This window comes from Exiguobacterium sibiricum 7-3 (assembly GCF_000620865.1).
In the GTDB taxonomy this organism is placed as follows: domain Bacteria; phylum Bacillota; class Bacilli; order Exiguobacteriales; family Exiguobacteriaceae; genus Exiguobacterium_A; species Exiguobacterium_A sibiricum_A.
This window is the reverse complement of sequence record NZ_KK211190.1, coordinates 2,898,426-2,912,638: the sequence shown is the minus strand read 5'-3', so window position 1 is coordinate 2,912,638 and position 14,213 is coordinate 2,898,426. Positions and strand designations below refer to the sequence as shown.

Annotated in this window: 14 protein-coding genes, 7 tRNA genes and 1 rRNA gene; 21 read left to right on the top strand and 1 reads right to left on the bottom strand. The window is 49.0% G+C overall.

Annotated features, from left to right (window positions below):
- From rrf to P402_RS0115925, 21 genes are all read left to right on the top strand, one after another.
- Nucleotides 1-108, top strand: a 5S ribosomal RNA gene (rrf, locus tag P402_RS0116030); the annotation flags it as partial.
- Nucleotides 109-124: 16 nt separating this feature from the next.
- Nucleotides 125-199, top strand: a tRNA-Asn gene (locus tag P402_RS0116025).
- A 2-nt stretch (nucleotides 200-201) separates the two neighbouring features.
- Nucleotides 202-276 (top strand) — tRNA-Glu (locus tag P402_RS0116020).
- 13 nt (nucleotides 277-289) lie between these two features.
- A tRNA-Thr gene (locus P402_RS0116015) sits at nucleotides 290-362 on the top strand.
- Nucleotides 363-396: 34 nt separating this feature from the next.
- Nucleotides 397-480: transfer RNA gene (locus P402_RS0116010), tRNA-Tyr, on the top strand.
- Between the two features lie 4 nt (nucleotides 481-484).
- Nucleotides 485-557: transfer RNA gene (locus P402_RS0116005), tRNA-Lys, on the top strand.
- Nucleotides 558-563: 6 nt separating this feature from the next.
- Nucleotides 564-635: transfer RNA gene (locus tag P402_RS0116000), tRNA-Gly, on the top strand.
- 12 nt (nucleotides 636-647) lie between these two features.
- Nucleotides 648-723 (top strand) — tRNA-Ala (locus P402_RS0115995).
- 221 nt (nucleotides 724-944) lie between these two features.
- Nucleotides 945-1,853 carry an arginase gene (gene rocF, locus P402_RS0115990; RefSeq protein WP_026829609.1) on the top strand — a complete coding sequence of 303 codons (909 nt, stop codon included), beginning with the start codon at nucleotides 945-947 and terminating at the stop codon, nucleotides 1,851-1,853.
- A 125-nt stretch (nucleotides 1,854-1,978) separates the two neighbouring features.
- Complete coding sequence (sigW, locus tag P402_RS0115985) at nucleotides 1,979-2,542, top strand: RNA polymerase sigma factor SigW (RefSeq protein WP_026829608.1); 564 nt, start codon at nucleotides 1,979-1,981, stop codon at nucleotides 2,540-2,542.
- 21 nt (nucleotides 2,543-2,563) lie between these two features.
- Nucleotides 2,564-3,178 carry an anti-sigma factor gene (locus P402_RS0115980; protein ID WP_026829607.1) on the top strand — a complete coding sequence of 205 codons (615 nt, stop codon included), beginning with the start codon at nucleotides 2,564-2,566 and terminating at the stop codon, nucleotides 3,176-3,178.
- An 80-nt stretch (nucleotides 3,179-3,258) separates the two neighbouring features.
- On the top strand, nucleotides 3,259-4,119 hold the full coding sequence (gene cdaA / locus P402_RS0115975) for a diadenylate cyclase CdaA (protein WP_014969179.1): 861 nt from the start codon (nucleotides 3,259-3,261) through the stop codon (nucleotides 4,117-4,119).
- Nucleotides 4,119-5,405 carry a CdaR family protein gene (locus P402_RS0115970; RefSeq protein WP_026829605.1) on the top strand — a complete coding sequence of 429 codons (1,287 nt, stop codon included), beginning with the start codon at nucleotides 4,119-4,121 and terminating at the stop codon, nucleotides 5,403-5,405. The genes cdaA and P402_RS0115970 overlap by 1 nt, the downstream gene beginning before the upstream one ends.
- Nucleotides 5,406-5,434: 29 nt before the next feature.
- The gene (glmM, locus tag P402_RS0115965; protein WP_026829604.1) at nucleotides 5,435-6,790 is read left to right on the top strand and encodes a phosphoglucosamine mutase; all 1,356 of its coding nucleotides are present in this window, start codon (nucleotides 5,435-5,437) and stop codon (nucleotides 6,788-6,790) included.
- A gap of 486 nt (nucleotides 6,791-7,276) precedes the next feature.
- A complete protein-coding gene (gene glmS, locus P402_RS0115960) occupies nucleotides 7,277-9,073 on the top strand; it encodes a glutamine--fructose-6-phosphate transaminase (isomerizing) (RefSeq protein WP_026829603.1) in 1,797 nt (598 codons plus the stop codon).
- A 337-nt stretch (nucleotides 9,074-9,410) separates the two neighbouring features.
- Entirely contained in the window at nucleotides 9,411-9,752 is a 342-nt protein-coding gene (locus tag P402_RS17210) for a hypothetical protein (RefSeq protein ID WP_235188900.1), read from the top strand.
- Between the two features lie 61 nt (nucleotides 9,753-9,813).
- The gene (locus P402_RS0115950) at nucleotides 9,814-10,413 is read left to right on the top strand and encodes a short chain dehydrogenase (RefSeq protein ID WP_026829601.1); all 600 of its coding nucleotides are present in this window, start codon (nucleotides 9,814-9,816) and stop codon (nucleotides 10,411-10,413) included.
- A 371-nt stretch (nucleotides 10,414-10,784) separates the two neighbouring features.
- Nucleotides 10,785-11,345, top strand: a complete 561-nt coding sequence (locus tag P402_RS0115940; RefSeq protein ID WP_026829599.1) for an isochorismatase family protein — start codon at nucleotides 10,785-10,787, stop codon at nucleotides 11,343-11,345.
- Nucleotides 11,346-11,358: 13 nt separating this feature from the next.
- Nucleotides 11,359-11,841: a GNAT family N-acetyltransferase gene (locus tag P402_RS0115935; RefSeq protein WP_026829598.1), complete on the top strand. Its 483-nt coding sequence runs from the start codon at nucleotides 11,359-11,361 to the stop codon at nucleotides 11,839-11,841.
- Nucleotides 11,838-12,734 carry a phosphotransferase enzyme family protein gene (locus P402_RS0115930; protein ID WP_026829597.1) on the top strand — a complete coding sequence of 299 codons (897 nt, stop codon included), beginning with the start codon at nucleotides 11,838-11,840 and terminating at the stop codon, nucleotides 12,732-12,734. The genes P402_RS0115935 and P402_RS0115930 overlap by 4 nt, the downstream gene beginning before the upstream one ends.
- A gap of 65 nt (nucleotides 12,735-12,799) precedes the next feature.
- Entirely contained in the window at nucleotides 12,800-13,792 is a 993-nt protein-coding gene (locus P402_RS0115925; protein ID WP_026829596.1) for an NAD(P)/FAD-dependent oxidoreductase, read from the top strand.
- A 48-nt stretch (nucleotides 13,793-13,840) separates the two neighbouring features.
- Here the strand turns inward: P402_RS0115925 and P402_RS0115920 are convergent, their stop codons facing one another.
- Complete coding sequence (locus P402_RS0115920; RefSeq protein WP_026829595.1) at nucleotides 13,841-14,194, bottom strand: winged helix-turn-helix transcriptional regulator; 354 nt, start codon at nucleotides 14,192-14,194, stop codon at nucleotides 13,841-13,843.
- Nucleotides 14,195-14,213 lie beyond the last annotated feature (19 nt).

Here is a 14,213-nt window from a genome sequence, read left to right as displayed (position 1 = left end):
CGATAGCCAAGTGGTCACACCCGTTCCCATGCCGAACACGGAAGTTAAGCACTTGAACGCCGAAAGTAGTTGGGGGCTTCCCCCTGTGAGGATAGGACGTTGCCAGGCAATTTATTTTATTTATTCCGCAATAGCTCAGTGGTAGAGCAACCGGCTGTTAACCGGTAGGTCGTAGGTTCAAATCCTACTTGCGGAGCCAATGGCCCGTTGGTCAAGCGGTTAAGACACCGCCCTTTCACGGCGGTATCACGGGTTCGATTCCCGTACGGGTCACCATTTTTTATTTTTTGCCGGTGTAGCTCAGCTGGTAGAGCAACTGACTTGTAATCAGTAGGTCGCGGGTTCGACTCCTGTTGCCGGCACTGTTTTTTTAATTCTATAGTTCCTAGACAAACTGGGGGGGTAGCGAAGTGGCTAAACGCGGCGGACTGTAAATCCGCTCCCTCGGGTTCGGCGGTTCGAATCCGCCCCCCCCCACCATGTCGAGCCATTAGCTCAGTTGGTAGAGCATCTGACTTTTAATCAGAGGGTCGCAGGTTCGAATCCTGCATGGCTCATATTTTGCGGAAGTAGTTCAGTGGTAGAATACGACCTTGCCAAGGTCGGGGTCGCGGGTTCGAATCCCGTCTTCCGCTTTTTATGTTTTTGGGGCCTTAGCTCAGCTGGGAGAGCGCCTGCCTTGCACGCAGGAGGTCAGCGGTTCGATCCCGCTAGGCTCCACCAAATTTTGCTTAAAGATCTTAAGCGAGTTTCGTTCGTCTTAAGTTTTTTTATACTTGAAATGCCTGCAATTAAAGTACGTACGCGAAAGCACTGTGAGAGTTTCTCACGGTGCTTTTTTGTCGTCTGATCTTGTATAATCATGCGTCGTCGTGTCGAGTTGAACCACTGTCTTGTTACCGCTTACAATTAAGGTAACTTACTGAGTAAAGGGGAACACGTCGATGAACATTGCATATATCAGCGTACCGTATCGTTATGGTCAAGGAAAACCGGGGACAGAGCAAGGACCGGCTGCTGTTGAAGAAGCAGGCTTACTGGAAACACTTGCGGTACACGGACAAGAAGCAGCACGCTATGGGGAAGCGGCTGTTTTGTCTGAAGATGCTGTCCGGGAAGAAGATCCGCAACTCAAACGACTGGAAGGTGTCGTCCATACGACAAACGACTTACAGTTAATCGTAAGTGAGGCGCTGGCAGAGCAACGTTTCCCGTTACTCGTTGGAGGCGATCACAGCATGGCGATTGGAACGATCGCCGGTCTACGGAAAGTCGTACCGCGTCTCGGTGTCATCTGGTTTGATGCACACGGCGATTTGAATACGCCTCAAACATCACCGTCCGGCAATATTCACGGAATGCCGCTTGCTGTCGCGTTAGGGGAAGGGCATCAGCGGTTAACGGAAATCGGCAGCAGTGAGGTCAAACTGCTACCGGAACATCTAGTCTTCATCGGTTTACGCGATGTGGATGCAGGAGAACAGGAACTGATTGACCGTCTTGGTATTCGTGTCTATGATATGGAAGCGATTCGGGCACGTGGCATGGATGCCATCATGGAAGAGGCAATTGCCTATTTAAAAGAAACAACGGATGCCTTTTATCTCAGTTTCGATATGGACGGGCTCGATCCAAGCCTTGTTGAAGGAACCGGGACACGGGTTGCAGACGGAATTATGCTCGACGATGCGCAGACGGTCTTACGTCATTGTGCGGAGCAGGATGACTTCATCGCAGCTGAATTCGTTGAAGTCAATCCGCTGTTGGAAGAAGGAAACGGGACAGCAATCCTTGCGAATGACTTGATTGGAAACTTGCTCCAGTATATGCGGAACCACCGTTTAGTAAAATAATGGATGGAACTTGAACTCTTTTCGTCAGAGTTCAAGTTTTTTTTGTTACAATTCAAATTGAGATGAAACATTTGTTGGTCGACTCCGTATAAGAGATTGACCGCATAGAGCGGGGGGTATTCAAAGTGGAAGAAACAACACTACGCTTGATTGAGCGGGTGAAGCAGGGCGACCGTGATGCATTCGCGGCACTTGTTGATCTATATAAAGAAGGTGCTTTTTTAGTCGCTTTCCGTGTTTTACGTGATCGAATGGAAGCAGAGGATGCCACGCAAGAAGCCTTTATCCGTGTGTTCACGAAAATTGAATCGTATAATGCCCAGTGGAAGTTCCGGACATGGTTGTACCGGATCGTGACGAACGTGTCGATTGACCGGCTCCGCAAGAAACGTCCCGACTATTCCCTTGACGCTGAGATGTCAGGGACTGAAGGACTGACGTTGTATTCGCAGCTTGAAAGCAAGGATCAGTTGCCGGAGGATCAAGTCATTGATTCTGAGCAGCGACAAGATGTGGGAGAGGCAATCGCCGGCTTGCCGGAAAAATACCGGGTTCCACTTGTTTTGAAATACATTGAAGATCTTTCACTTAAAGAAATCAGTGAGATGATCGATTTACCCGTCGCTACAGTTAAAACCAGAATTCATCGGGGACGCGAAGCGCTGAAAAAGCATTTCGGCAAGCGATGAGATGAGAAGGAGGCACTCACCATGACACGAGAAAAAGTGTATGAACGGATACAGGATTATTTAGACCAAAACCAACCTCCAGAAGACTTCAAACGACTTGAAGCGGAGTTACGGGAAGCGAATGCGATGGACGAGTTCGAAGAGTATCGGCTCCTCGATGCAGAGTTACGCGCGCTTTCAGCACCTAAGCTTTCGGCGGATTTTACATCCCGCGTGCTGGCACAATTGCCCGAACAGGTGGACCAACCGAATGTGACTCCGCTTAGGAAATCATCCCGTTTTGGCGGGAAAATGAAACAGTACCCGTTGCTTGCAGCAGCCTCGATTTTCATGTTGTTGTCTGTCGGAAGTCTCGGCGGCTACCTGACACAGGAAGAACATGACTTATCGTATACGAATGTACCGGGAATCGTCGCAGAGAACGGCGAAGTCGTTGTACCGGAAGGCGTTACCGTCAACCAGGACCTGTATGTCGAAGGCGGAAATGTCCGGATCGAAGGCAAGGTCAACGGAGACGTGATGACCGTCGACGGAAAAGCATATACCGCGAGTGCAGGGAGCGTCACAGGCGAAATCAAACAAATTGATCAACTCTTTGAACGTGTCTGGTACGGAATTAAACGAATCTTTGAATGAATCAGGTGGGACGAGTCTAACTCGTCCCTTTGTGCTATAATGAAAGCTGTTTAAATCAGATGAGATAGGGGGCACGGTTGGTGAATTACTTCAACTGGCAACCACTTCAATTTCAATTGTTGAAACTGGGAGAAAACGTACATTGGTACGATTATATTAATGATGTGATTGATATCGCGGTCGTGACATTCGTCATTTACCGTTTGATGATCATTGTCAAAGGAACAAAAGCAGTCCAATTGATCAAAGGGATTTCCGTCATTTTGATCAGCTGGTTCTTAAGCGGATTCTTCGGACTGAAGACGTTACAATTTCTGTTGAATCAAATCATTACGTATGGCTTGTTAGGAATCATCATTATCTTCCAGCCAGAGTTACGCCGGGGACTCGAACACCTCGGTCGAACGAGTAAATTCTTTTCGCGGAGTGCCATCAGTGACGAAGATGAACAAGTCCGGATCGTGGACGCACTCGTGACATCTGCGCAATATATGTCCAAACGCCGGATCGGAGCACTCGTGACGATTGAGCGGGAAACGGGTCTCAGTGAATACGTTGAGACGGGCATTCCGCTTGGATCACAAATCACAAGTCAGTTATTGATCAATCTCTTTATTCCGAATACACCACTGCATGATGGAGCCGTCATCGTCCAACAAGGGAAACTGGCAGCAGCGGCTTGCTACTTACCGTTATCCGAGAGTGCGCATATCTCAAAGGACCTCGGGACACGCCACCGGGCAGCCATCGGAGTCAGTGAAGTGACGGACAGTGTCACACTGGTCGTATCGGAAGAAACAGGTGGTGTCTCACTTGCCATCAATGGTCGTCTGTACCGAGAGCTCGATGAAGAATCACTCCGGACGAAGCTGCTTGAGACAATCGTCAAAGTCGAACCGACGAATACTTCCTTCTTGAACTGGATGGGGGCGAAAAAATAATGTTCGAAAAATGGTTCAATGAACGCTGGTTTCTCCGTATCGTTGCGGTTTTGCTGGCTGTCATGCTGTATCTGATGGTCGCAGGGTCTAATTCGACCGGTAAAAGTGATGCGGCGAGTCTGTTGCCAATCGCCGGACAAGGCTCGACGAAGTTTGACGTACCGGTTACAGTCAATTATGATGAAACGCAGTGGGTCGCCTATAATATTCCAAAAACGATTGAAACGACGGTCAAAGGCCCGTCGAGCAGTTTAACGATGCTTCGACTCGTCAAAGATTTTGGGTTGTCGATTGACTTGACCGGTCTTGATCCCGGCTATCATCGTGTCCGGTTGACAGCGAACGGATTTGGAAAAGATGTCGAAGTGACACCAAAACAGGAAACGATTGAAGTATTCCTTGATAAAAAAGTCACGAAAGAAGTTCCCGTTCAAGTGGCATTATTAAACAAAAATAAAATCGCTGAAGGATATGTTGTCGGTGAAGCACAGCCGACCCGTCAAACGGTCTCCGTGACCGGCGGGGCAGAAAAACTGCAGGCCATCACAGCAATCCAAGTTCCGATCGATGTAACGGGCCGGGCGGAGACGTTTACAGAATCCTTTAACGTCAAAGCAACGGATGCGAATGGAAATGCCATCAGTGCCACGTATGATCCGGAACAGCTGGAAGTCACGGTTCCGGTCTATAAAGAAAGTAAAACCGTTCCGATTAACGTCGAAACAACAGATGCGGTCAAGAAAGGGTATAAAGTCGTCAAGATTGTTCCCGTCACGACGGAAGCCCGATTATATGGAACAAAAGAAGAACTGTCACGGATCGGTTCCGTGTCGACGGAAGCTGTCTCCTTAAAAGGGTTGACGAAAACTGTCGATCGAACGGTCAAACTGATTGAACCGGACAACGTAACAGCAATGGAACCGACTTCGATTACAGTCAGCATCGTCGTCGAGAAGGAAAATGCGAAAGCGACGACAGAAACCGTCGAGGACCGGGCCGAAAAAACAATTTCCGGTGTCACGGTGACATTAAACGGATTTGATGAGTCGAAGTATACGATTGATTACGAACAGACGATTGATCTCGTCGTCCGTGGAAGTGAAGCTGATCTTGCATCGATTGATGCAACAGATATTAAAGCGGTCATTGATGTGACCGGTTTAAAAGAAGGTACACACGGCTTACCGATCTCATATCAGACGTCAAAAGCGTTCGACGTTCTTCGTCCGGATAATATGGATATCACACTGAAAGCGATTCCCCGGACATCGGTCCAAACCAATTAAATCAACTTTGTGAAATGAGGAAATAGAACATGGGTAAGTATTTTGGAACTGACGGCGTCCGCGGCGTCGCAAACGTAGAATTGACACCTGAACTGGCATATCGTCTTGGTCGGACAGGTGGGTATGTCTTAACGAAACACGAAAGCACACGTCCGAAAGTCTTAATCGGTCGCGATACACGTGTCTCTGGACAAATGCTCGAGAACGCATTGATCGCAGGACTCCTATCAATCGGTGCAGAAGTCATGCGTCTTGGTGTCATCTCGACACCCGGTGTCGCGTATTTGACGAAAACAATGGATGCGACTGCGGGCGTCATGATTTCCGCGTCGCATAACCCGGTTGAAGATAACGGGATCAAGTTCTTCGGATCAGACGGCTTTAAGCTCGATGACGCAACAGAACTTGAAATCGAAGGACTACTGGATGAAGTAGAAGATACATTACCACGTCCGTCAGGTAAAGAACTTGGATTCGTTCATGATTACTATGAAGGGGCACAAAAGTACCTCCATATGTTACGTCAGACATCGGATGAAGATTTCTCAGGCATCCACGTCGCTATCGACGGGGCACACGGGGCAACATCAAGTCTCGCACCACGTCTGTTCGGTGATCTGGAAGCGGAAGTCTCGACAATCGGAACGACACCAAACGGTTTGAACATCAACGAAGGTGTCGGCTCGACGCATCCTGAACATTTAGCTGACTTCGTTCTTGAAAAAGGCGCTCACGTTGGTCTATCATTTGACGGCGACGGCGACCGTTTGATTGCAATCGATGAGAACGGTAAAATCGTCGACGGCGATAAAATCATGTTCATCTGTGGAAAATACCTTAATGAAATTGGTCGCTTAAAAGATAACACAATCGTCGCGACAGTCATGAGTAACCTTGGTTTCCATAAGACAGTCGCTGAACACGGCATGACGGCATTACAGACAGCGGTCGGTGACCGGTATGTCGTGGAAGAAATGCGTAAACACAACTATACACTCGGCGGCGAACAGTCGGGTCACATCATCTTCATGGATTACTCGACAACAGGAGACGGGATGCTTTCAGGCGTCCAGCTCTTACAAATCATGAAGGCGACAGGCAAGAAATTGTCGGAACTCGCAGCGGAGATGCCGGTCTTCCCACAACGCCTCGTCAACATTCGCGTATCGGATAAAAATGGTGCGATGAACGGTCCGGCTGTTCAAGCAATCATTGCTGAAGTAGAAGCGGAAATGGCAGGCAACGGTCGGATCCTCGTCCGCGCGTCAGGGACAGAACCACTCGTCCGTGTCATGGCGGAAGCACCGACGCAAGAAGCATGTGATATGTATGTGGAACGGATTGCAAACGTTGTTCGTGAAAACTACGCCTTACAAGAAAACTGAGTGAACGGAAGGAGCGGATGAAAATCTGCTCCTTTTTCTGTAGAAGTCGCGTGAAACAAGAGATTTTTGGCATATTTTAAAATATTACGAATCATAAAGAAGATACACAAGAAAAACAATAACAAAAACCAAACAGTTTTTTTACATAATCTAGGTATTAGAGGTATCATTTAGAAAAATATCGGGAATAGTTACAAATACGTTACCTTTCTTGCTTTTTCTAAATAAAGTTCGTATGATTGTAAAGTCGGACAGAAACGGGGTCAGACGGAAATGAAAGCGCCAGGGCTGACTATGTAATAGGCAGCTGACGAGGTGGGGGTTTATCGAATCATTCGGCGGATGCCTCCCGGTACCATGTCAGTACCGTAAACTCATCTGAAATCGTTTAAGTGATTAGACGGACAGGCAGATGCGTGATGACAACTCTCGACAAGAGCCGTTTCCTCTTCAGGGAAATACTTGTAAATGGGAGAGAAAAACATTATGTGCGGTATCGTAGGTATGATCGGACAGGTTAACACAAAGGAAATTTTATTAAAAGGACTCGAAAAACTCGAGTACCGCGGCTATGATTCGGCTGGTCTTGCGTTCGTCAACGACGGCGTTCAAGTCCATAAAGAAGTCGGCCGGATTGCTGCGCTACGCGAAGTCGTTCCTGCAGAAGCAGATGGTCTTGTTGGAATCGGTCACACACGCTGGGCGACACACGGTGTCCCAAGTGTACCGAATGCCCACCCACACCAAAGTGCTTCATCACGTTTCACACTCGTGCATAACGGTGTCATCGAAAACGATGAGCAGTTAAAAGCAGAACTCAATGTTGATTTACTCAGCGACACGGATACAGAAGTCATCGTTCAGATGATTGAAAAGAACTTTGATGCAACAGGTGACGTGACAGAAGCATTCCGTCAAACACTTCGTGTGCTTCACGGTTCATATGCACTCGCGTTGATCGATGCTGAAAACCCGGATGTCTTGTACGTCGCTAAAAACAAATCACCGCTTCTCGTTGGTCTCGGTGACGGTACGTTCAACGTCGTCGCATCTGACGCGATGGCAATGCTTCAAGTAACGGATCAGTTCGTTGAGTTGCATGACGGCGAAATGATCATCTTGACGCGTGACAGTGTCACAATCCAGGACTTAGACGGAAACGTCAAAGAGCGTGAGGCGTATACAGCAGAAATCGATGCATCAGACATCGAAAAAGGCACGTACGCGCACTACATGCTCAAAGAAATGGATGAGCAGCCGGCTGTTATCCGGAACATCGTTCAGAAATACCAAAACGAGTCAGGCGAAATCACACTTGATCAATCGGTCCGTGATTTAGTCCTCGGACGTGACCGTGTCTACATCATCGGTTGCGGAACAAGCTATCATGCAGGATTGATTGGAAAACAATTGATCGAACAAATCGCGGGTATCCCGACAGAAGTTCACATCTCATCTGAATTCGGCTACAACATGCCACTTTTGACTGAGAAACCACTCTTCCTCTTCCTTTCACAATCAGGTGAAACAGCGGACAGCCGTGCGGTTCTCGTTGAAGCGAAAAAACTCGGTCACCCGGCACTCACGATCACGAACGTTGCGGGTTCTACTTTGTCACGTGAAGCAAACGCAACACTCTTGTTGCATGCGGGTCCTGAAATCGCCGTTGCGTCAACAAAAGCGTATACAGCACAAATCGCTGTTCTCGCAGTCCTTGCGTTTGACCTTGCTCAAGCAAAAGGTGTCGAAGTTAACTTCGATCTCATGAAAGAACTCGGAAAAATCTCAAGCGCAATGGAGTCCGTCATGTCACAAAAAGAACGGTTCCAAGAGATCGCTTCAGAATACTTGTCTGAATCACGCAATGCGTTCTTCATCGGTCGTGGTCAAGATGCGTATGTCGGAATGGAAGGGGCTCTCAAGCTCAAAGAAATTTCGTACATCCAAGCAGAAGGTTACGCCGGCGGCGAATTGAAACACGGTCCAATCGCTTTGATTGAAGACAACACACCGGTCATCGCCCTCGTGACACAACCACACGTTCACCTCAACAACCGAGGCAACGTCAAGGAAGTCGTCGCACGTGGCGCTAACGCGTGTGTCATCGCAGCGGAAGGTCTCGAATTGCCGACGGATGCATTCGTCATCCCAGCAGTCGAGCCGCTCTTGTCACCACTCTTGTCTGTCTTACCGCTTCAGTTGATTTCGTACTACGCGGCACTCGGCCGTGATTGCGACGTCGACAAGCCACGTAACTTGGCGAAATCGGTAACGGTCGAGTAATTAAATAATTTTTAACCCTTTCAGATCCGAATATCTGAAAGGGTATTTTTTATATGGAACATTTTTTTAACGAAGGAGAAGATGAATAATGTTTAATTTCTGTCTACATACTAAGAAATCAGTATGGGTTCAGGCTTTTCCCGAGTCCTATGCGAAAGACGTTGAGACCGTAATACGGCTTCTACCGCTAAGGTTTTCCAAGCCGGTAAGCTGGGGGACGATTGATGTCACGTTTTTCGGGGAACCATTGATTCTTCCGTCCCGACTGTACTTAAATGAAGTAAAAGAAGAAAAAATTCAAAACCTAACGGATCGTCAACGGTGGATACTGTACTGCATGTACACCCGTCACCATGACGGATACATCCGTGAAAAGTATGTTCGTCGGCTGGAACAGGAACAAGCAAAAACGGACTGGGTACTGCTTTATTTAATTGAACTGACGGGAGAATATGTCTACGAGATTCTCGAACGGATTGAACCGATGTTACAGACTTGGTCCGAAGAACAGCTGAAAACTTTTGCCGCAGCAAACGACCGTTATCTGCAACGAATTGAACGACGCATCATCAGCTATTGGGATATATATCAAAGGACGACCTATCCGGTGTTATGGGATTCGACCTATGTCGGCTTTCGGATTGCTCAGTTCTACCGCACGTATCGTGCTAATTCTTGAAAAAAACTTCCGGTTTACGGTAGGCTGAACACGTAATCCAGATCAGAAGGGGGATAAACAGATGAGAATTTTAGTAGTTGGGGCAAGTGGAACAATCGGTCAAGCGGTCGTCACGCAATTAGGGGAGCGGCATGAGATTATTCAGGCCGGACGAACAGGTTTGGATGTTCAAGTCGACATCACGTCGGAAGCCAGCATACGTTCAATGTACGAAGCGGTCGGTCCGGTCGATGCCGTCGTCAGTGCGACCGGCGGGGCACACTTTGGACCATTGACGGATTTGACACCGGCGTTAAACCAGATCGGAATCGACAGTAAACTGAAGGGGCAGGTCAATCTCGTCCTGCTTGGTTTGGAGACGGTTCGGGACGGGGGCAGCTTTACGTTGACGACCGGTATCATGATGGACGATCCGATTCGCCAAGGCGCGTCAGCGGCCCTTGCGAATGGCGGGGTCAAAGCGTTTGTCCATGCCGCGGCGATTGAGATGCCGCGGGGTATCCGGATCAACAGTGTCAGTCCAAACGTTTTGATTGAGTCACTCGAGAAGTATGGACCATTTTTCCGTGGATTCGAAGCGGTTCCGGCATCGCGTGTCGCGACAGCATTTGAGAAAAGCATCGAAGGGGCACAGACCGGACAAAACTACGAAGTCTATTGAATCCAACAAGACCGTTCACTTGTATCAAGTGAACGGTCTTGTTGTCAGCTCATTAAGGATTGTAAATAAAAAATATTTATCAGGACCAGTGAAATCAAGAAGCAGATAAAGAGATTATTAAAAAAGACATGTCGTGTCATCTCACGGTTCATGATCATCTTGTCGAGAAATAGATTTACAGCCAAGACGATGGTGAAGGTTACAAAAAAGAGCGGCAACAATTCCATACATAACATCCTTTCCGTCGTCTTATTCAACGCATCAAGCCGATCAAAAGTTTCGTAAAGACTTGAAATTTCTTATGAAAAACAGGATTTTCCAGTAGGGAAGGGAAAGAAGAAAGTAAAGAAACCAAAAGGAGGTACATTCAGATGCGACAAGCGGTACTCGTCATCGATTTTCAACAGGATCTTGTCGAAGGGACACCCGAAGAGTCCGGTGTTTATGCGAAGGAATCTGTCATCGGAGTCATCAATCAAGTGGTGCAAGAAGCGCGCGATCATGATCATACGATTGTCTTCATCCGGGATCTTGATGTCGCGAATGGAGAAGGAGCCGGCTTTGCGGTGCACTCCTCGATTCAGATTCCGGATCAGGCGGTCACGTTCGACAAAGCCGCAACCAATTCGTTTCATGGCACGCCATTGCTCAGTCATTTGAAAGAGCAACAGGTCGGACATGTCGTCATCCTCGGCTGTAAGACGGAACACTGTATCGATACGGCTGTCCGCAGTGCAACCGTCAACGGATTTGATGTGACACTCGTTGCTGACGGACATACGACGAACGGTTCCGATGTCTTATCGGCAGAGCAGATGATTGCCCATCACAATCAAGTCTTGCACGGACACTACAATGTCGAACATTTTGCGGTTGTCCGTCCCTCGACGGAGAAGTTGTTTGAACCTATCCACGATCACTATAGAACGTAAAAGGAGCGACCTCATGATTGAACTACGAAAAATGGAAGAAACGGATTATCCCGCCTACGCGACACTCGTCACCGATGAGCGGGTCATGCGCTATATCACAGAACATCCCTTAATCGAAACAGAAGCCAAACGACGGTTCGCGTCGATCATCGAGCAACAGCGGCATGACCGTCTCGGATCATACCTCGTCTATCAGGACGGAACATGGATTGGCATCGGTCATGTCACGCGGGATACACGGCAACCGTTTGAAGCGGAACTCGGCTACATGTTATTGCCGGAACAGTGGGGTCACGGTTACGGATCATTGCTCGCCACACGGTTGCTCGAACTGGCAACGGAACACGAATTGACCGTCGTCACGGCAACGATTGATCCGAATCATCTCGCGTCGCGAAAGATTTTGACGAATCTTGGATTTCACTCGACGTATGTTGGACCGATTGACGGGCTGCCTGGTGAAATTCTCGAAAAACGATTGGGGGAATCCTCATGACGCGGGAAGAGTGGATTCAATCGTTTGATCTCGATGTCGCGGATATCTTTTCCGTCACCGATTCATACAGTTCAGATGTCGACCGGTTAGTACTGAGCGACGGTCGGACCGTCTTTTTGAAACGGCCTTATACCGCTGACAAGTGGTATCGGGAACACGGATGGTTGACGTATTTAGCCGATCGTGTCGCCGTGCCGAAGATTCTTATGGAGGCGCGACCAACCAAACAGACGACGGGTGCATTTGTGCTCGAAGCACTTACCGGTTCGACGATTGAGACGGTCACATCGGCGCTCGCCTCGCAAATCGGACAATTGCATGCAACACTCCACAACTGTACACGCGACGCGTACGGCGATTTTGAGGAGAACGGCTTCACTGCCTTTAGCTCACAGGACTGGCGTGTCTTCCGAAATGCGAAGATGACCTCATTCGAGCCGGCGATTCGTAAAGCCTTGTCACCCGTGTTGTATCAAGCTGCCTTTACGGAATTGAAGCGGCGTGAACGTGAGTTACCGGAGCCCTCTCGACCTGTCGCGGTCCACCTCGATTTCCGGCTCGGCAACCTGCTCGTGGACGATGGAAGACTGACCGGACTGATTGACTTTGAGACCTCACGTTTCGGGGCGACGGAAATTGATTTTACGAAACTTGACCGCGACGTGTTCCAGAGCGAATCCGGGTTACTTGACGCCTATCAACAAGGGTACGGACAAGTCAGGACACCGGAGCCGATTGAAGTCTACTTACCGTATTATCGTCTGTTTGAAGCGCTGACGGGAATCGGTTGGTGTGTCCAGCGCGGACTGGAGCATCACCAACAGTTTTTCAATCACAACCATGCCCGTTTGTTGGTGGAACTGGAACTGACGAGCATATTCGAAGAACGTTAAAAGGCGTGGTTTGACAAGCGAACCGCTATACTTGTGGAAATGAAGCAAGTAGAGGGGGAAAATGGATGGAACAACAAAAACGGATTGGGATTATTGGTGGTGGGCTCGCCGGAATTTTTGCGGCACGTCAATTGGTGACGGAAGGTTATGCGGTCGAGGTCATCGAAAAAAGCCAAAGTGTCGGGGGACGGATGGCGACGAGACGGATCGACCAGGGAACAGCGGATCATGGGGCTGTCTTCTTTACGGTCCGGACGGACGAGTTGGCGCAGGAAGTCGACGAATGGCTGGAACAGGGACTGATCCGAAAATGGTTCGGGGATGACTTTCCCCGCTATATTGCGGTCAACGGGATGAATCAGCTGGTCCAATCGATTGCCCGTGGAATTCCGGTGCATCTAAATGAACAGGTCGAACGGATTGTGTCGGATGCACCCGGACTTCAAACCATCGCCTCTGAAGAAACACGGACGTATGATGCCATCCTGCTGACGGCACCGGTGCCACAAGCCTATGACTTACTGGAAGCATCTCCGTTGACGTTAGTTGAATCCGATCACGCCCGTCTCGGGAAAGTGACGTTTGAGCCGACGTTCGTCGGGTTGTTCGAGATTCAGGAAACACTCGAAATTGGTGAGGTCGGTCTACTTGACGAAGGTCTCGCAACCGGGATGTTGAAAATCGTCAACAATGCGCAAAAAGAAGTGTCGGCGACCCCGCTTCTGAGTGTCTATATGGCTGGGGACTGGAGTGAATCGTGGTATGACAAAGGGGAAGACGCGACGCTTGCGGAAATCGAACGGTTGTTGCAGGAGCAGCTCGGACCGGTCACGATTATCTCCCGCCAACTCAAACGTTGGCGGTATGCGCAGGCGCGCGACGTCTTCCGTACGCCTTATCTGAAGCTCGATCAACATCCGCTCTGGCTTGCGGGAGATGCCTTTCTCGATCCGAAAGATACGTCCGGACGGACACGGGTCGAGAGTGCCGTCATTTCCGGTCTGCGTGTTGCAGCGGCAATGGATGCGCACTTCAAAGCGGTCGTAACAGAACAATAAGCCGTGAAAAAGGGTGATTTCCAACAACGGAAGTCGCCCTTTTTAGTATCACGATTCGGATTCGGGTGGAAAATGGCGGTTGCTCCAAGCCGCCATTTGATCGAGGATCGGCAGAAAACTGTGTCCGATATCCGTTAACGAGTATTCGACTTTCTGCGGGACTTCCCGATATACTTTTCGGTCGATCATGGAGTTGGCTTCAAGCTCCCGCAATTGGCGCGTCAAAATCCCTTTTGAAATCCCCGGCAACAGGTGTTCCAGTTCGTGAAACCGTTTTGTTCCGGTACTGAGATGCCAAAGCAGGACGATTTTCCACTTGCCGGCCATGATGGTCTGGGCTCGGGTAACGGGGCACGCCGTCCGTTGTGAAAGAGGGGAGTCAGTTGTCGAAGCTGGATTCATCGGGAATTCCTCCTATAGT

Coding starts and splice junctions, on each gene's coding strand:
- P402_RS0115935 (WP_026829598.1), top strand. CDS start 11,359: ATGATTGAACTACGAAAAATGGAAGAAACGGATTATCCCGCCTACGCG.
- P402_RS0115925 (WP_026829596.1), top strand. CDS start 12,800: ATGGAACAACAAAAACGGATTGGGATTATTGGTGGTGGGCTCGCCGGA.
- P402_RS17210 (WP_235188900.1), top strand. CDS start 9,411: ATGTACACCCGTCACCATGACGGATACATCCGTGAAAAGTATGTTCGT.
- P402_RS0115920 (WP_026829595.1), bottom strand. CDS start 14,194: ATGAATCCAGCTTCGACAACTGACTCCCCTCTTTCACAACGGACGGCG.
- P402_RS0115940 (WP_026829599.1), top strand. CDS start 10,785: ATGCGACAAGCGGTACTCGTCATCGATTTTCAACAGGATCTTGTCGAA.
- P402_RS0115970 (WP_026829605.1), top strand. CDS start 4,119: ATGTTCGAAAAATGGTTCAATGAACGCTGGTTTCTCCGTATCGTTGCG.
- P402_RS0115930 (WP_026829597.1), top strand. CDS start 11,838: ATGACGCGGGAAGAGTGGATTCAATCGTTTGATCTCGATGTCGCGGAT.
- rocF (WP_026829609.1), top strand. CDS start 945: ATGAACATTGCATATATCAGCGTACCGTATCGTTATGGTCAAGGAAAA.
- glmS (WP_026829603.1), top strand. CDS start 7,277: ATGTGCGGTATCGTAGGTATGATCGGACAGGTTAACACAAAGGAAATT.
- P402_RS0115950 (WP_026829601.1), top strand. CDS start 9,814: ATGAGAATTTTAGTAGTTGGGGCAAGTGGAACAATCGGTCAAGCGGTC.
- glmM (WP_026829604.1), top strand. CDS start 5,435: ATGGGTAAGTATTTTGGAACTGACGGCGTCCGCGGCGTCGCAAACGTA.
- P402_RS0115980 (WP_026829607.1), top strand. CDS start 2,564: ATGACACGAGAAAAAGTGTATGAACGGATACAGGATTATTTAGACCAA.